Source organism: Actinomycetospora rhizophila (genome assembly GCF_042657905.1).
In the GTDB taxonomy this organism is placed as follows: Bacteria; Actinomycetota; Actinomycetes; order Mycobacteriales; family Pseudonocardiaceae; genus Actinomycetospora; species Actinomycetospora rhizophila.
This window is the reverse complement of the sequence record NZ_JBHSKG010000008.1, coordinates 39822-57141: the sequence shown is the minus strand read 5'-3', so window position 1 is coordinate 57141 and position 17320 is coordinate 39822. Positions and strand designations below refer to the sequence as shown.

General features: G+C 70.7%; 16 protein-coding genes. 11 read left to right on the top strand and 5 right to left on the bottom strand.

Annotated features, from left to right (window positions below; translation table 11 throughout):
• Positions 1-82 precede the first annotated feature (82 nt).
• From ACFPK1_RS16290 to ACFPK1_RS16275, 4 genes are all read left to right on the top strand, one after another.
• On the top strand, positions 83-2758 hold the full coding sequence (locus ACFPK1_RS16290) for a winged helix-turn-helix domain-containing protein (protein WP_378021984.1): 2676 nt from the start codon (positions 83-85) through the stop codon (positions 2756-2758).
• A 59-nt stretch (positions 2759-2817) separates the two neighbouring features.
• Entirely contained in the window at positions 2818-3084 is a 267-nt protein-coding gene (locus ACFPK1_RS16285) for a hypothetical protein (RefSeq protein WP_378021983.1), read from the top strand.
• Complete coding sequence (locus ACFPK1_RS16280; protein ID WP_378021982.1) at positions 3081-3818, top strand: DUF4386 domain-containing protein; 738 nt, start codon at positions 3081-3083, stop codon at positions 3816-3818. The genes ACFPK1_RS16285 and ACFPK1_RS16280 overlap by 4 nt, the downstream gene beginning before the upstream one ends.
• A 417-nt stretch (positions 3819-4235) precedes the next feature.
• Positions 4236-4451, top strand: coding sequence for a dodecin family protein (locus tag ACFPK1_RS16275; RefSeq protein ID WP_378021981.1), 216 nt, complete (start codon positions 4236-4238; stop codon positions 4449-4451).
• Positions 4452-4626: 175 nt separating this feature from the next.
• Here the strand turns inward: ACFPK1_RS16275 and ACFPK1_RS16270 are convergent, their stop codons facing one another.
• Entirely contained in the window at positions 4627-4839 is a 213-nt protein-coding gene (locus ACFPK1_RS16270; RefSeq protein WP_378021980.1) for a hypothetical protein, read from the bottom strand.
• A gap of 340 nt (positions 4840-5179) precedes the next feature.
• Between ACFPK1_RS16270 and ACFPK1_RS16265 the strand changes: the two genes are divergently transcribed.
• From ACFPK1_RS16265 to ACFPK1_RS16250, 4 genes are all read left to right on the top strand, one after another.
• On the top strand, positions 5180-5950 hold the full coding sequence (locus tag ACFPK1_RS16265; protein WP_378021979.1) for a TetR/AcrR family transcriptional regulator: 771 nt from the start codon (positions 5180-5182) through the stop codon (positions 5948-5950).
• Positions 5947-7128 carry an oxygenase MpaB family protein gene (locus ACFPK1_RS16260; RefSeq protein ID WP_378021978.1) on the top strand — a complete coding sequence of 394 codons (1182 nt, stop codon included), beginning with the start codon at positions 5947-5949 and terminating at the stop codon, positions 7126-7128. The genes ACFPK1_RS16265 and ACFPK1_RS16260 overlap by 4 nt, the downstream gene beginning before the upstream one ends.
• Before the next feature lie 108 nt (positions 7129-7236).
• Positions 7237-8757 carry a GMC family oxidoreductase gene (locus tag ACFPK1_RS16255; protein WP_378021977.1) on the top strand — a complete coding sequence of 507 codons (1521 nt, stop codon included), beginning with the start codon at positions 7237-7239 and terminating at the stop codon, positions 8755-8757.
• A gap of 36 nt (positions 8758-8793) precedes the next feature.
• A complete protein-coding gene (locus tag ACFPK1_RS16250; protein ID WP_378021976.1) occupies positions 8794-9648 on the top strand; it encodes an SDR family NAD(P)-dependent oxidoreductase in 855 nt (284 codons plus the stop codon).
• A gap of 19 nt (positions 9649-9667) precedes the next feature.
• Here the strand turns inward: ACFPK1_RS16250 and ACFPK1_RS16245 are convergent, their stop codons facing one another.
• Both ACFPK1_RS16245 and ACFPK1_RS16240 read right to left on the bottom strand, forming a co-directional pair.
• Positions 9668-10210: a dihydrofolate reductase family protein gene (locus ACFPK1_RS16245; RefSeq protein WP_378021975.1), complete on the bottom strand. Its 543-nt coding sequence runs from the start codon at positions 10208-10210 to the stop codon at positions 9668-9670.
• 48 nt (positions 10211-10258) lie between these two features.
• Positions 10259-10948: a helix-turn-helix domain-containing protein gene (locus ACFPK1_RS16240; protein WP_378021974.1), complete on the bottom strand. Its 690-nt coding sequence runs from the start codon at positions 10946-10948 to the stop codon at positions 10259-10261.
• 599 nt (positions 10949-11547) lie between these two features.
• On the opposite strand from ACFPK1_RS16240, the gene ACFPK1_RS16235 reads away from it, so the two are divergent.
• Positions 11548-12945, top strand: a complete 1398-nt coding sequence (locus ACFPK1_RS16235) for a wax ester/triacylglycerol synthase family O-acyltransferase (protein WP_378021973.1) — start codon at positions 11548-11550, stop codon at positions 12943-12945.
• 499 nt (positions 12946-13444) lie between these two features.
• Positions 13445-13708, top strand: coding sequence for a hypothetical protein (locus ACFPK1_RS16230; protein WP_378021972.1), 264 nt, complete (start codon positions 13445-13447; stop codon positions 13706-13708).
• Positions 13709-14495: 787 nt separating this feature from the next.
• On the opposite strand, the gene ACFPK1_RS16225 is transcribed toward ACFPK1_RS16230, so the two are convergent.
• Positions 14496-15032: a hypothetical protein gene (locus tag ACFPK1_RS16225; protein ID WP_378021971.1), complete on the bottom strand. Its 537-nt coding sequence runs from the start codon at positions 15030-15032 to the stop codon at positions 14496-14498.
• Positions 15033-15583: 551 nt separating this feature from the next.
• Here ACFPK1_RS16225 and ACFPK1_RS16220 point away from each other — a divergent pair.
• Positions 15584-16456 carry a hypothetical protein gene (locus tag ACFPK1_RS16220; protein ID WP_378021970.1) on the top strand — a complete coding sequence of 291 codons (873 nt, stop codon included), beginning with the start codon at positions 15584-15586 and terminating at the stop codon, positions 16454-16456.
• Positions 16457-16661: 205 nt separating this feature from the next.
• Here the strand turns inward: ACFPK1_RS16220 and ACFPK1_RS16215 are convergent, their stop codons facing one another.
• Positions 16662-17189 (bottom strand): hypothetical protein, encoded by a 528-nt coding sequence (locus ACFPK1_RS16215; RefSeq protein WP_378021969.1) that lies wholly within the window; start codon positions 17187-17189, stop codon positions 16662-16664.
• Between the last annotated feature and the right edge of the window lie 131 nt (positions 17190-17320).

Here is a 17320-nt window from a genome sequence, read left to right as displayed (position 1 = left end):
CCGCTCCTCGGCGTTCCCTCCGCGGTGCGTCCGGTGTACACCCGGAGGGTCGGGGCGCCGGTGACGTGGGAGGACGGCCGTGGTGGGCCCGTTGCTGGAGAGCAAGTACCGCCGACCGGTCCGGCGGCCCGGGACCGTCGCTCGGCCGCGGCTGACCGGGGCCCTCGCCGGCGCCCTGCGTGTCGGGCTGACGGTCGTGTCGGCGCCGGCCGGGTTCGGGAAGTCGACGCTGCTCGTCGAGTGGCTCGTGACGGTGCCCACCGAGACGACCGTCGCGTGGGTCTCGCTGGACCAGCGCGACGACGACCCCGCCCGCTTCTGGACCTACGCGATCGCGGCGGTCCGGGCGGCCGCGGGCGTCGGCGACACCGCGTCGGCGCTGCTGGCGCCGGGACCGTCGCCCTCCACCGAGGCCGCACTCGTCGCGCTCCTCAACGACGTCGGCGAGCTGTCCCGGGACCTGGTGCTCGTCCTCGACGACGTGCACCTCGTGACGGCGTCCGAGGTGCACGACGGCATCGCCTTCCTGCTCGAGCACCGGCCGCCGCAACTGCACCTGGTGCTCGCCACCCGGGTCGACCCGCCGCTGCCCCTCGCGCGGTGGCGGGCGCGGGGCGAACTGCTCGAGGTCCGGGCCGCCGACCTCCGGTTCAGCGCGGAGGAGACGACGGCCTACCTGAACGGCCCGATGGACCTGGCGCTCTCCGGGCAGCAGGTCGCGGCCCTCGACGCCCGCGCCGAGGGATGGATCGCGGCCCTGCAGCTGGCGGCGCTCTCGATGCGGGGACGCGACGACGTCGGCGCGTTCATCGCGGGCTTCGCGGGCGACGACCGCCACGTGCTCGACTACCTGGCCGAGGAGGTCCTGGCCCGCCAGACCCAGGACGTCCGGACCTTCCTGCTCGAGACCTCGGTCCTGGAGCGGCTCTCCGGGCCGTTGTGCGACGCGGTGACCGGGCGCGACGGGGGCCGGGCGACGCTCGTGGCGCTGGAGCGCGCCAACCTGTTCCTGGTGCCGCTGGACGACCGGCGGCAGTGGTACCGCTACCACCACCTGTTCGCCGACGTCCTGCGGACGCACCTGGCCGACGAGCGCGCCGACGCGGTGCCGGAGCTGCACCACCGCGCGAGCCTCTGGTTCGCCGACCACGGCGACGCCTCCGCCGCCGTGGGCCACGCCCTCGCCGGCGGCCACCTCGACCGGGCCGCCGATCTGATGGAACGAGCGGTGCCGATGGTGCGCCGGGAGCGGCGGGAGGCCGAGCTCGGGGGCTGGGTGCGCTCGCTGCCCGACGAGCTCGTCCGGATGCGGCCGGTGCTGGGGATGGCGTTCGTGGGGGCGCTGGCGCAGGTGTCGGCGTTCGACACCGTGGCGCAGCGCCTGGCCGACGTCGAGCACGCCCTCCGGCCCGACGGCGGTGGGTGGCCGGCGCAGCCCCCGCCCGGTGTCGTCGTGGTCGACGAGGAGGGGTACCGCTCGATCCCGGCCGGGCTCGAGGTCTACCGTGCCGCGCTCGCGCTCCGGCGGGGCGACCTCGATGCCGCCTCGGCACACGCGCGATCGGCGCTGGCGCTGGTCCCGGCCTCCGACGACCTCACCCGAGCCGCCGGCGGCGCCCTCGGCGGGCTCGCCGCGTGGTCGCGGGGCGACCTGGCCGCGGCGGAGACCGCCTACGTCGAGGCGGTCGCGGGGCTGCACCGGGCCGGCTTCGTCGCCGACGTCCTCGGGTGCTGCATCGCCCTCGGCGACATCCGCCGCACCCTCGGGCGGACGGGCGACGCGGAGCGTCTGTACCGGTGGGCGCTCGAGCTCGGCGACCCCACGGCGCCCGTGCGGGGCACCGCCGACATGCACGTCGCCCTGGCCGGCGTCCTGATCGAGCGCGACGACCTCGCCGCGGCCGCCGAGCACCTCGACGCGGCCCGGAGCCTGGGCGAGCACCGGGGCCTGCCGCAGAACCCGTACCGCTCACGGGTCGCCGCGGCGCGGCTCCTCGCGGCCCGGGGTGACACCGACGGCGCGCTCGCCCTGCTCGACGAGGCGGAGCGCGTGTACGACGGCGACTACTCCCCGGACGTGACGCCCGTGGCGGCGGTCCGCGCCCGGCTCCGCATCCGGCGCGGCGAGCTCCACCACGCCGAGCTCTGGGCCCGCGAGCGGCGGCTCTCCCCGGCCGACGAGCCGACCTACCTCCGTGAGTACGAGCACCTCACCCTCGCCCGGCTGCTCCTCGCCCGCCGTGACGAGGCCGCGGCCGGCCTGCTCGCCCGGCTGCGGGGGGCCGCCGAGGACGGTGGGCGAGCCGGCAGCATCCTGGAGATCCTCGTGCTGGAGGCGCTGGTCGCGCAGTCTCGGCGCGACACCCCGGCCGCGCTCGACGCGCTCCGCCGCGCGATCGCCCTCGCGGCGCCGGAGGGCGTCGTGCGCGTCGTCACCGACGAAGGGCCGGCGCTCGCGGGGCTGCTCCGGGCCGTTCCGAAGGACGACCCCGCCCACGCCTACGCCCGGCGGCTGCTCGGCGTCCCCCCGAGCGCGGCGGCGACGACCCTGGTCGACCCCCTCAGCGAGCGCGAGCTCGACGTCCTGCGCCTGCTCGGCTCCGACCTCGACGGGCCCGACATCGCCCGCGAGCTGTCGGTCTCGCTGAACACCGTGCGGACCCACACCAGGAACATCTACGCGAAGCTCGGCGTCACCAGCCGCCGCACCGCCGTCCGCCGTGCCCACGAGCTCGGCGTGCTCCCGCGCCGTCGCTGACGGTCACTCACCACCTCTGGTGAGGACCGGTCACCACCTCGGCGCCCATCGTTCCCGCCATGAGCAGCAGCGATCCACGGCGCCAGGAGATACAGCGCTACGCGATCCGGGTGCGGGGACGCCTCGCACCGCGCTGGGCCGCCCGGTTCGACGGCATGGCCCTCGTCCCGCAGGACGACGGCACCACGGTCATCGACGGTCCCGTCGCCGACCAGCCCGCGCTCCACGGCCTGCTCCGCACGATCAGCGACCTCGGCCTGCCCCTCGTCTCGGTCACCGAGACCGCGCCGCAGGCCCCGACGCACGCCCGAGGAGACCAGCCATGACCACCGACGTCCGCACCGCCGCGCCCACGCCGACCCACAGCCGGCGCGACCCGATGCGCAGGATCGCCCTCGCCGGCGGCCTGCTCTACCTCGTCACCTTCGCCGCCTCGATCCCGCAGCTCGCCCTCTTCGCCGACCTCGTCGCCGACCCGGCGGGCTTCGTCGGCACCCCGGGCAGCACCACCGCCGTGCTCTGGGGCTCCTGGCTCGAGGTGATCACCGCGCTCGCCGGTATCGGGACCGCCGTCGCGCTCTATCCGGTGACCCGGCGGGTCAGCCGGACCGCGGCGATCGGCTTCGTCACCTCACGCGTGGTCGAGGCGACCATGATCCTCGTCGGGGTCCTCTGCGTGCTCAGCGTCGTCGCCCTGCGCGGCGACCTGGCGGGCGCCGTCGGCGCCCGGGCGGACGCCCTCGGCGTCGTCGGCCAGGCCCTCGTCGAGGTCCGGCAATGGTCGTTCCTCGTGGGACCCGGCCTGATCCCCGGCGTGAACGCGCTCTTCCTCGGTTACGTGATGTACCGGTCGCGCCTGGTCCCCCGCGTCATCCCGGCCGTCGGCCTCGCCGGTGCCCCGCTGATCATCCTGTCCGCCACCGTGACGATCCTCGGCGGCTGGGAGCAGGTGTCGATCGCCGGCAGTCTCTGTGCCCTGCCCATCGCCCTGTGGGAGTTCTCCCTCGGCATCTGGCTGACCGTCAAGGGCTTCCGACCGACCACGCTGACGATCGACTGACCGACCCGTCCCCGCCGTGTCGGGACCGGCCCGCCGGCGGGCCGGCCCCGGAGGTCGTCCGAGCCCGCACTCAGTGGGGAGCCGGCTCCCCCAGCGTCGGGCACCGGCCGACCTCGACCGTCTCGTGCAGCCCGAGGTCACCGCGGGCGAGCGCGACCAGCCGGCGGCCCAGCCCTCGAGGCAGGCGGGTGACGAGCGCGCGGGCCCGCGATGCTCGCTCCCGAGATCAGGACCTCCACGTCGTACCTCCCGCCACGCTCGTCCGGGAATGGGACAACCGCGATGAGGAGCCGTCCCCGTCGGTGTCCTTCGACGAGGCCGAGAGAAAAGCGCCGTCGGTTCGCCTCGTGGTGTGCGCTCGCCATGGCGCTGGGCACCCCGAGTCATCCACGAGAAGTCACGAGGAGGGTCTTTTCCATGGCTGACAGCGTCTACCGGGTCACCGAGCTCATCGGGACCAGCACCGAGTCCTGGGAGAAGGCGGCGCAGAACGCGATCCACACCGCCGCCGGCTCGGTCCGTGATCTGCGCGTCGCGGAGATCGAGAAATCGGACCTCGTGATCGAGAACGGAGAGATCACCGCTTACCGGGTGCGGTTGTCGATCTCGTTCAAGTACGAGAGCAACAGCTGAGAGCACGACGGACGGTGGGCGCCGAGCTGCGGTGAGGATCGGGGACAAGTGGCCCCTCCTCCGGTCGCACCGCCCTCGGCCGGGCCGAGCGCTGGAGAGCCCGGGAGCGGGAGATCGCCGAACGCGAAGCGGTCCACTCCCGGGCCTCCCATCAGCCGATCTCAACGGACTTCGGTCAGAAGTCGCCCTTACCCGCGTTCGGGCTCTTCGGGTTCTCCGCGTTCGAGGTGTTTCCTCCCCCGTTGACGCAGTCCCAGTTGCCACCGACCCTCTGCGCGGTCTGGCCACCCGGACAGTCGATGGGTGCGGCCGACGCGACCGCCGTGGGAATCAGCATGGCGCCGGCGGCCGCGAGCGCCAAGATCGCGGCTTTCATGGTTCTCGTCATCGGGCTGCCTCCTCCGATTCATCGGCACGCGCGTCGATGACTCCGACCCTCACGGCACGGGCGATCACCGATGCGCCCGGGCCGGCGCAGTCGGATCGGGGGATTCCCGCTCGTCCACGCACCGGAGTCGGCGAGAGTGAACCCGCCGCGCGGCGGCGTCAACGTGCCACACAGAAGGGCGCCTGGCACTCAGTGACCGCCCCACTACTGAGCGGCCTCCGCAGAACAGATCCAGAGAACTCGCTCGGCATGTGGCTGGCCGCAGGAGACTGAGTGAGCGCCAAGACGTTGGCCTCTTCGGCGTCCCCGGGTCGACGAATTCAGCAAGTGAGGCGCACCGATGTCGCATGTTGCGATTCGGGAACGGTGCTGTCGAAGATCAGGAACTGGAGGCTCCCGCGGCCGGCCGCGAGTGTGTACGAGCCGAGACCGGCCGCCGTCGACCAGCCGGTGCCTCACGCCCGCCCGGTTGGCGTCAGGAACAATCTGTACTACCGTACTGAAAGTGGATGGTCGTCGTTCGCGCAGCGCACAGACCCGCGCTGCGCTCCTCGAGGCGGCTGTGGAGATCATCTGCACTGACGGGGTCGCGGCGGTGACGCAGCGGGCGGTCGCGCAGCGTGCGGGCACGTCCCTCGCGTCCACGACCTACCACTTCCGCACGGCCGACGACCTCCTCGTCGCGGCCTTCGAGCTCACGGCGAGCCGCACCATCACCGACATGCGCCGCCTCGGCGACGAGGTGACCGCGGGGCGGCTGACCCTCCACGAGGCGGTGACCGCCGTGGTGTCGCGCGCCCCGTACGGCCCCGACCTGCCCGCCGACGGCGTCATCCAGTTGACCCTCAGCGCGATCCACAACCCGCGCCTGCGACCGGCCGTCGACACCTTCATCGAGGAACTGGCCGGCCTGTTCGTCCCGCTGACCGACTCCCGCGAGGACGCACGCACCCTCGCCCGTTCCCTGTCGGGCCTGATCCTCCACGAGATGGCCCGCGGCACCGATCACCCGACCGAGACGGTCAAGGCCGACATCCGGGCCCTCTTCCGCGCCTTCGGTGTCACCGGCGCCGGAGTCGGGTCCGTCCACCACGAGGAGGAGCTCCGATGACGGTGACCACGTCCTGGCCCGTCGGCCGGTCCGCCCACGGCACCGTGCTCGCCCAGTTCGGCGAGGGCCGGGCCGACCTGATGCGGTGGGCGCTGACCACCGGCGATCCGCTCGCCGACGCCGTGGTGGCCGAGATGCACGAGATCGGCCTCAGCCGCGCACGCCCGATCCTGGCGCGCGGCATCCGCGAGGGCCTGGCGTCGCTCGACGATCCGCCACCGGCCGTGGCCGCGTTCCTCGCCGACGTCGAGACGCCGCCCCCGTACGTCGACGACACCCTGCTCGACCGCCTCAGCCTCCCGTTCTTCTCCTCCCCCACCCCCGTGCACATCATCTCGCTCAGCGCGGGCGCCCTGGTCCGGGTCTACGAGTCACCCTCGATCGCGAAGGTGCTCTCCACGACCGGACGACTCGTCGACCGCGCCGAACGACGCCTCACCGAGACCGGCACCTGGCTCACCCAGGCGATGCTGCCGGGCAGCCTGCGCCGCGGCGGGCCCGGCTACGTGGCCACCCTGGACGTGCGCATGCTCCACGCCCACATGCGCCGGCTGGCCCGCGACCGCGGCTACGACAGCTCCGTCGACGGCGTCCCGATCAACCAGGCCGACCTCGCCCGGACCTGGATGGACTTCACCCTCACCTCCTACCAGGCCGAGGAGCTGCTCGGCTTCGACCTCACGGGGCGGGAGCTCGCCGGCCTGTACCGCTACTGGTGGTACCTCGGCCACCTGCTCGGGATCGACGCCCGACTGATCGAGGGCATCACCGACCACGAGGGCGCCCGCCGGGTCGACGACCTCATCCAGAGCGTCACCGGACCGGCGACCGACGAGTCCGCCCGCCTCGCGGACGCGACGCTCACGTCGGTGGCCTCGCTGCTGCAGGGCTTCCTGCGACTCCCCCCGCGGCTGACCCGCCCCGCGCTCGACGCCATCACCCGACGCATCCACGGCACGCGCATGAGCCGTGACCTCCACATCCCCGCCGCGCCGCTCGCCGACGCGCTCCTCACCCCGGCCGTCGCCTCCCTGGGCGTCGCCCGCGCACGACGCCGCAGCTCACCGCACCGGTGGGACGCCACGGTCGCCGCGAACGTCGCCGCCGAGCGGCAGCGCTTCGCGCAGCCGGGCGACCCCACCGCCTACGACCGCGGAGCGACCGGCTCGCACGACTGAGCGCCGAGACCGCGGAGACCCGCATCCAGGCGCCGCGCCGCGCGTCTTGACCACGGACGCTCGGCGGCTAGCGTCAGGTCACCTGACCGTGGCGGCGGGAGGCCGGAGATGGCGTACGACCTCGTGATCGTCGGTGGGGGTTCGGCCGGCTGCGTGCTGGCGAACCGGCTCAGCGCCGACGGGGACCGGTCGGTGCTGGTGATCGAGGCCGGGCCCGACTACCTCTCGCAGGCGGATCTGCCCGAGGACATCGCCGGCGCCGCCTACGCACCGCAGACCCACGACTGGGGCTACACCGCCGAGCCCGACGCGTTCGGCAACGCGGTCGCCGTGCCGCGCGGCAAGGTGATCGGCGGCTCGTCGTCGACGAACTACTGCTTCGCCATGCGCGCGCGCCCGGCCGACCACGCCGCCTGGGTCGAGCGCGGGAACCCCGGCTGGGGCTACGACGACGTCCTGCCGGACTACCGCGCGATGGAGAGCTTCGCCCATGGGAACGACGAGTTCCACGGCCGCACCGGCACGTACCGGATCACCCGCGACAGCTGGGAGGACCTCGCTCCGACAGCGGCGGCGAGCGCGAAGGCCGCGGCCGTGCTCGGTTACGCGGACGTGGACGACGTCAACGCGCCCGGCCCGCCCGGCTTCAGCCTGGCTCCGCTCAGCGCCGTCGACGGCATCCGCCAGAGCACGGCGCTGGCCTACCTCAACCCCGTCCGCGACCGGGAGAACCTGCGGGTCCGCGGCGGCGAGGAGGTCGACAGGGTCCTGGTCGACGGCGGCCGCGCGGTCGGCGTCCGGCTCCGGTCCGGGGAGGAGATCGCGGCCGGCACCGTGATCCTCGCGGCCGGGACCTACAACACCCCGGCGATCCTGATGCGGTCCGGGATCGGACCGGCCGGACACCTGGCCGAGCTCGGCATCGATCTGGTCCGCGACCTGCCCGGCGTCGGGCAGAACCTCACCGAGCACCCCGTCATGTGGAACATCCATGCCGCGCGCCCACCGGACGACACGCAGGCGCCGATGTTCCAGACCGCGCTCAGCGTCCGGCACGACCCGGCCGACCCGGACTACGACCTGCACGTGCTGCCCACCGCCGCGGTACCGACCGCGGCGCTGCCGGAGGCGTTCGTCCCGCCGGTCAGCGAGCACCCGACCGGCTGGGACATGATCTTCTTCGTGGCCTGCGTACAGCCCCGCTCGCGCGGGACCGTGCGGCTGGCCTCGCCGAGCGCGGCCGACGCACCGGTCATCGACCTGGGTCTCTACACCCACCCGGATGACGCGCCCCGGGTCGCGGAGGCGGTCCGGATCGCGCGCCGCCTCGCCGGGACCTCGCCGCTGTCCGAGCTGCTCGTCGGTGAGCGCGCACCCGGCCCCGGCGTCGGCGACGACGAGCTCGCCGACGCGGTACGGCGCGCGCCGTCGCACTACAACCACGCCTGCGGGACCGCCCGGATGGGACCGGCGTCCGATCCGGAGGCCGTCGTCGGCAGCGACTGCCGGGTGCACGGGATCGACCGGCTCGCGGTGGTCGACGCCTCGGTCATGCCGACGATCCCGCGGGTGCCGACCAACCCGACCACGATCCTCGTCGCCGAGCACGCAGCGAAGCTGCTGCGGTAGCAGGACAGCGCAACGTCCCCGAGGACAGGAGATCGAGTGGGCTCGCCCGCGGACAACCCTCGTGCCCTGCCCGTCACCGTCATCGTCGGCGCGACCTCGAAGTGGCAGCCCGACGGGCCCAACACCCGGTTCGCGCACGGCCGCGACGTCGGGCAGGACCTCCCGCCCGAGCGCCGATGGGGGCTGGGCGGGGCGCTGGCCCACCGCTTCGCGCGGGAGGGTCACCACGTCGTGCTGACGACGCGCCGACGCGACAACGCGGAGGCGCTCGCCGCGACGATCGGGAGCAGTGGCGGTTCCTGCTCGATCGTCGAACTGGACGTGGGAACGACCGGGTCCGTCGTCGACGCCTTCTCCGTCATCCGCACGCAGGCCGGCGACCCGGACGTGCTGATCTACAACGCCGGGTACATGGCGGGCCGCGAGCTGACGGCCGACCAGGAGCTGCTCGAGCACTTCCCGAACGACCTCTTCGAGGAGGCCGTGGCCACGGCGTGCCGCGGACCGTTCCTGGTGGCGAAGGAGGTCCTGCCCGCGATGCGGCAGCGGGGCTCGGGCTCGATCCTGTTCTCCAACAACCAGTACTCGCTGCGCGGGCGGAAGCGTTCGACCGGCCAGTCGCTCTACTACCCGCGCACCATGATGCGGGCTCTCGCCCAGGCCCTCACCGAGGAGTACTCCGCGCACGGCGTCCACGTCGCCACCGTCGTCGTGGACGGCTTCATCGACTCCCCCGGTACACGGGCGCTCCCCGCCCTGCAGGAGCGTCCGGACCTGTTGATCGACCCCGTGAGCATCGCCGACGCCTTCCACTACCTGCACCGCCAGGACCGGTCGTGCTGGACGCACGAGCTCCAGCTCACCGCGTCCACCGGACCCGTCAGCTCCTGACCCGAGCAGGTCCGGGGCGCTACCGGCCCAGCGTGTAGGCCAGCACCACCGCGCCGTTGCCGAGCTCGGTCACCCCCGCCAGGTCCACGGTGGTGGTGCTGACACCCGAGAGCAGCGACTCACCGGACCCCACGACGAAGGGCGAGAGGCTCAGGTGCAGTTCGTCGAGCAGCCCCGCCTCGAGGAGCACCCGGCTGAACGGCCCGTTGCCGTACTTCACCAACGTGCCGTCCCCGGACTCCTTGAGCCGGGCGACGGCGTCGACGGCGTCTCCGTCGAGCACCTGGGCGTTCCAGGTGGTCTCGGTGAGCGTGGTGGAGGCGACGTACTTCGGCAGGGCGTTGAACCTGTCGGCGAGCTCGCCGGTCATGGTCGGCCACGTCGCGGCGAAGCCTTCGTAGGTCATCCGCCCGAGCACCATCCCGGCCGCGTGCTCCAACAGTCGGAGCTGGTAGCCGACCTGCGCGTCGGTCGGGACCACCGCCATCTGGGCCGCCCAGAAGTCGTCCCCGGAGTGCCTCCCGTCGAGCGAGAGGTGGTCGTACTCGATGAGTTTCCGCATGCCCCGAGTCGACCAGCGCGGGCAGCGCCCGTCTTGTATCGAACCGAATCAGAACGCGAGGAACGAGGCACCGGACCGCAGCTCACCGGGGGTGTGGCCGGTGGCCCAGCGCATCGCCCGCGCGAGCTGCGGCTGGTCGTAGTAGCCGCCGGCGGTCACCGCATCGGCGATCGATCCCCCGGCCGCGAGGAGCCGCGCGACGTGCCGCGCCTGCTCGATGCTGACGAGCTTGCGACGCGAGATCCCGACGGCGCGGCGGAATCGGAGCTGCGCCGTGCGTTCCGAGACGGGTGGTGGTCGTTCGCCGTGACGGATGTCCTCGACGAGCGGGTCGCGGCGCAGCAGACCGGCACGCAGGAGCCGGGCGACGAAGACGTCGACGTTCTGCGGGGTCGGCATCTCCCAGTCCTCTTTGTCGAGCACGAACCGGCCACCCGGCAGAGTCGGGAGCACGACGTCGTTCAGGTCGGCCAGGCCGACGGGCCGAAACAGGGGCACGAACGCACCGAGCTGCAACTCGACACCGAAGAACTCGCTGCCCTCAGGGCAGCCCAGGGCCGTCGCCCGGGTCTCGGGGCCGCGCAGGTGCACCGTCGTCCCCCCGGCGGTCCGCGCGAACGCGATCATGGAGGTGCTCTTGGCCACCGAGGTGAAGCCGGTCTCGGCGTCACAGTGCGCCGTCCACACCCGCTGTACCAGCGGGATGTCGCCGGTGACGGCGTCGAAGACCAATCCCACGCGTGGAGACTAGGGGCGGGCGAATCGGCATGTCAGCCGGAGCGTGCTCGGACGCCCACCGGCCGAAGATCACCCGCGTCCGGCCGAGTCGGGCCTCTCGGCGCCGATGGCTGGAGGCGCGACACGGGTTACATGCGGGTCCGACCCCAAGGTCGAAGGCGTGTTCGACGGCGCGTAGCGCGGTGAAACACGGCGTCGGAGCGGCTGCGGGAGCGGGAGCGCTCCGGACGTCTCGCCGAGGATCATCGGCCACGAGGACGCCGTAGCGGCGCAGTCCGCGCGAGGGTATGCGCAGGGCAGGGTCTGGTTCGTGCAGCTACCGTCGCAGCCAGGCCTGCATCCGGGTGCGGTCGGAGACCAGGTGGCGGCGATGGTCGACCAACAGCTTGACCTCGCGGGCGGTCCGTCGAGCCCGGCTACCAGGAGGTCGGTGTGGCGCGGCGCGGCGACCGCGACCGCGACCGCATCGACGTCGATCGGATCGGACTCGCCCGGATGTCGTCGTCCCTGGCGGGCACCGTCGCCCGACACGAGGACGTCGTCCTCTCGACGGAGGAGCGGCAGGCTAGCGGTCCCGGCTACCCAAGGAGGGATGAGCAGTGGACCGCCTCGGGTCGATCGACGCGACCTTCTACCAGCTCGAGAGCCCGACGACCCCGATGCACGTGGGCTCCGTGTCGATCATGGAGGGCCCGGCGCCCGCGCTGGCGGAGCTCACGGTGCTCCTGGCGGCCAAGCTCCCCCGCGTCCGTCGGTATCGCCAGCGTGTCCGCACCACGCCCCTCGGCCTCGGCCGACCGGTGTGGGTGGACGACCGTGACTTCCGCATCGACCACCACATCCGGCACGTCGTCGTCGACGAGCCGGGTCGCGACGAGCAGCTCCGCGACCTCATCGCGAGGATCGTCGGGCAGCCCCTGGACATGGCCAGACCGCTGTGGGAGGTGTGGCAGGTCGACGGGCTCGAGGACGACCGGTGGGCGATCGTCGCCAAGGTCCACCACTGCATGGTCGACGGGATCGCAGGCACCAACCTCCTGCAGCTGATCTTCGATCGAGAGCCCGAGGCCACGCCCGCGGAGCCCGAGCCCTGGACGCCGGCGGCCGAGCCGTCGTCGGTGTCCGTGATCGCCCACAGTGTGCGCGACTCGGTGGGCGAGGTCGGCCGCTACACGGTCCAGCAGCTGGGTGCGCTCCGCGACGTCACCTCTCCAGCGGAGTGGGCCCGCCGCACCGGCGCCGTGGCCGTATCGCTCCTCGATCTCGCCCGACAGGCCACCGCACCCACCGCACGCAGTCTCAACGGCCCACTGGGCCGGCGCCGCCGGTGGGCGTGGACCAGCACCGAGCTCGCTACCGTCCGACGGGTGGGACGTCAGCTCGGCGGCTCCCCCAACGACGTGGTCCTCGCCGCGCTCACCGCAGGCCTCCGCGACCTGCTGGCGGCGCGCGGCCGGCTCGCCGACCGCCTCGTCGTCCGCACCCTGGTGCCGATCTCGCTGCGCCGGAGCTCGGAGCGCGGCCAGGTCGGGAACCGGATCGCCACCGTTCTGGTCGATCTCCCCGTCGGTGACCCAGACTCCGTGGCCCGGCTCGCCGCCGTGAAGCGGCAGATGGACGATCACAAGCGGCTCGTCCACGCGGTGGACGCCCGGGCCATGCTCTCGGCCGGCGACCTCGTGACGCCGGCGCTGCTCGCCCTGGGCGTACGGGTGAGCAGGTCGGCGCAGCCCGTCGCCCAGGCCGTCGCCACCAACGTGCCCGGTCCACCGAGACCGCTCTACGCGGCCGGCAGACGGATGATCTCTCTGTACGCCCATGTGCCGATTACCAACGGCTGCCGGTTGGCGGTCGGCATAGTCTCCTACGCTGGCCATCTGACGTTCGGCATCAACGCCGACCGCGACGGTGTGCCGGACGTCGACGTGCTGGTCACCGGAATCCGACGGGGGCTCGAGGAGCTCGCCGGCCGGTCCGGCGCCACCTGCGACCGCTGAGGGAGCCCGGACCGACGTCTCCGGGGAGAGGGCGACGGGTGGACGACGCGGTCGTCGCGCTGGACGGTGGCGGCCCTGCAGGTCGCCCCTGGAATGGCCCTGCGCGCAGGGCCCTCTGCCTCGCGTGTCCTCGGCGTTCTCCAGGGCCCCGGTGCCGTCGGCATCGCTCGGGGTGAGCGGCCCGCGCAGCGGTGCACGGACCCCGACCGCAACCGGTCGGTGATGCCGACGTGTCTGCTCAGTGTCCGTCGTCCGAGGATCGTGCGCCGCGCCCTACACGTACCGGGGGGTCAGCGAAAGGAAAACCGGCATGTTGCCACGAACGGCACCGGGCCCATCACGGACGAACCGACGTGGCCGGGCTGATCAGCGAGAGGGTGCACGCCCCGGTGAGCGAGTCGTTCGCCGTGCACCAACTTTGGCACACCTCCGACCCGACGCCCCCGGCCACGCCGACCGCGACATCGAAGCGATGCCGTGCGCCAGGCCGCTCGCAGCCGTGGAAGCCTCCGCACAGGACGCGGCGGAGGCCGCGGCCGGGCTGCTGCTCAGCGCGGCGGCGCTCGCCGCCGACACCCTCGCGGCGGTGCTTTCACCGGCCGACGTCACCGCCGAGGTGATCGGCCGCGTCAGGCGCTGCGACCGGGGCAGTGCCCGGGACGCGATCGGTGAGCCCGAAGTTGGCCGGCTACACCGGCGTCCCGGCCAAGACCGTACCCGCCTCGGCGCCGTCGACGATGAACGACACCGACCTGGCCAGTAGGCGCTTGCCACTGACGGGGTCCACTTCGGCGTAGACACGGACGCGCAAGGCCCAGCTCGGCAGGGTCTCGATCTGGCCGCGCTGACGGCGGCGCCGGCACGCGTCGTGGCCATGGAGCCAAGCTCACCAGGCTGTCACTCCACAAAGAGCTCGACGCTCACGGGCCGATGAAGATCCATCGACCCGTGAGCTGCGTCGGGACGACAGGATTTGAACCTGCGACCCCTTGACCCCCAGGACGAGGAACGACGTATTCCCGCACGTCACGCGCTCGGGCTACTCACTCGGCGGCGTGCTCGACGTGCGGCTCAACGTGCCTCGTGGTCCCCGTGTGGTCCCCAGATGGTCCCCAGCCGCGGGACTCTCGATCTATGACAACTGCACCGTGTGTTCGCTAGCTCACCAACTACCGCCGGGACTCAGAAGCCCCGTGAGCCGGGGGCACTGGCGTCGACGGGCCGTGGGCCTCTGGTCGACCCTTCCAGAGCGAGCGAGCACCGGGCTTGCCGTGAGGATCGAGTATCCAGGCCTCGGTGGGCTTCTGCCACGCGTGCCCTGTGCGCCAGCACAGCCGGACCACCGGCGAGCTGAATGAGTACGAGGTCGTTTGGGGCGGGAGCCTGTACAAGAGCCGCTCTGTCCTCGGTGGCTGGGTCGAGCACTACGTCGACACGTTCCACCCGGACTCTTGGATAGCGGACGCCCGAGCTACGACGTCAGCAGATCGACGAAGAACGCCAGGGACGCCAGTCACAGGGCAATAAGGCGTACGAATCAGCCCTGTAAGTCAGTCGCCCTTTCGGTGGCGCCAGAACTGTCGGTGCCTGTAATACTTGATGGGCTTTTTCAGGAATCTCATTATTCGGCGGTACCAGACGTAAACCTGCTCTCTGGCGTCCTCGGCCCGGTCTTTCCGGCGGTACCGCTTCACTCTCAGGTCGTATGCGGCTTCACTGCGAAGCCCGTTCCCAAGATCGTTCAGCAGCTTCGGCCCCCAGTCGTCATGATACTTCTTCCACTCCTTATACTCGAAGAGGTAGTAGTGCAAACGGTTCACCACTGTGTGGGAACAGAAGAGTGCCAGCTCTTCGAACTTTGCTGGGTCCTCGAAGGTCAGTGGCGCGATGGTCGGAGGATTTTCTTCGCCGTTGCGTTTACCGCGAAGATCCCACTCTCGGTAGGCAAACAGCGCATTGTCGACAGCCCGAACATCCCTCATCAGCTCGAGGTAGATGTTGGCGCGGCGCTCCCAGACGTACTGCCCCCGCTCTCTACTACGGGTGGCCCAGGCCGTCACGACGACGCCGAGCACAGCGCCGAACACGCCGATCAGGGCAGGCAGCAGCTGACTCCATATCGACGTCGGTGGCATGTGAATCACCACTGGCGGCACGACAAGAGCTTCGCGCCAGTCGTCCTCAGTGTTACCCGCGCTGAGAGGCGCCCTGGCCGACTCCAAGCCGAGTGGCGAGAAAGCCGAGGACCTGCTCGGCGAGCGCGACCGCGGCGTTCCTGCTTGCCCTGGGCCTGAGCCTGCTCCTCCTCGCTCATGCCGCGCACGGTGTCTGCGCAGGCCGCATTGTCCAGACATGACGGGCCGGTGTGGTCTCCCCGTCGGCCAGGTCCTCCCTGAGCGCGCCAGGGCCAGGGGGCCAGGTGGAGCACCCGACGCGCTGAACGACCTGGCCCCCTGGTCCTGGGGTGCTACGCCCTCGTGGTGGCCGGCGGGGAGACCTGCTCTACCCCTCCCCGGAGGTCGCCTGGGGTGCGGGGGCGGCGAGCGCCCCGCATCTCTCGCTGGAGAACTCGTAGAAGAGGGACGTATTCTACTATCCCGCGCCTCGACGCGGGATGCCGTCCAAACAGGTAAGAACGGTGCGCTTCACTCCGGGGGGAACCTTGACCAACCAAATATCGGACGATCCCGGCCAACACCGGGTAAAGCTTCGCAAGAGTCGCATTGACGAACTTGCTGAGCAGCTTAACGATGTTCGGGGTAACCTCGACCGACGCGGTGCTGAGGTCGACGCATTGCAGGTCGAGGCAGCGAGGAAGGCTCGACCATTCTACAAAGAGCCAGCCAGCGTCATCGCTGCGCTTGCCCTCATTGGCTCCATTGTCGCTACATGGCTCGCTCAGGGAAGTAGCTATGAGGAACGGGTAGACAGCCAGAGAGCCAGGCTTGCTGCCGTAGTAAAGGACATCGTAGACTTTCAGGCTGAAGCGGTCGCTCCAGAGTCAGGGTTGATGGACTACGGGATTCGGCCACTAGTGACTGAGGCTAATCTGCTCGTCGACGCCTTGGAGGGAACTGCTGGACAAAGCCAACCCTTCGACAAAATTGTTGTAGCTTCCGGCTATCGTTTTGCACGCGAACCTTTACTGGCAATCGGACTAGCAGAGCGAGCGGAGATACAAAGCGTCGCACAGAACGGCACCATGGGCGAGCGAGTCGAGGCAGCTCGAATACTTGCGCAGTCCCTCTTCGAGGCAAATCGCCTAGAAGAGGGGCGAGCGGCCTACGAGCGAGCCAGGACGTACGCACTCGAGGCGAAGGATCATAGTCAGGAAATTGTCGTCGGAAAGCTTTATGTCACTGATGAAATGTGGAGTGAATCCGAGCGCCTCCAAGGGAACTGCACGGAGGCCCGATCTAGGCTGGCCATTGCACAAACAGAGGTCCAGGACCAGTACGACGCGGCTCGGTGGCAGGACCAGAACACGGATACCTTGAGAACCTGCCCATAGCCTCGAACGACTGGCAGAGACCGATCGCTAGCCGACTACAGTCAGGACTGGTGTGAGGTTTCATTGACTTCGCGGGCCCATGACGCTCCTCGGCCGGGCGTGCCCGCGCCGGCTGCCGGGCCGAAGGTAGAGGCATGGCGGCTGCGGAGCCGCCCGGCCCGGTCCGTCAGGGCCGGCTTGAAGACGTATAGAAAGTCCTCACACGCTAGGGACCCGGTGTCAGGTAGTTGAGGATCAGGAAGAACGAGGTCACCAGGAACGCAAGAATAGCGACGACAAGAGACCATAGAGGCACCCGAGTCGTGCGATCACGAAGATCACGAATCTCTTGGTTCGTGAGTGGCTGAGTAACAGCCCACGTTAGTGCGTCATACTGGCGCTTATTGGTGGAGTAGCTGAGATACGCGAGTAGCATAAGACACGCGAAGATTACTACTAGTGTTCCGAGATATCGAAAGGTCGGCGGATCGGGAACCGTCGAAGCAAGATACCCGGTAAGTCCGAAGCCGGATACCGTGAAGACCACGGCTCCGGACACGGCCGGAAACTTCTCGTGCCAACCGTAGTTCACCGGATAGTCCTTGACTTGACGCGAGCGAGCCCAAGCATTTTGGACAAAGCTCGTCATTTCCTCGGTTCCGACAGCCTCCGCGCGACGATCGGAAAGGTAGACGGTAACGTCTGGCGCTTCGACCTTCAGATCGCGAAGGCTCCGGTCGCTGAGCTCCTTCATGTCGACTGCGTCGGTGAACGACCCTTCGTCAAACTCGACTGCTACAGCCGACTCGGGGCCTAATCGATCTCTGAGTAGCTCTAGGAGTGCGTGTAGATCATCGATATTCACCCGCACGTGGCCGAGTGGCC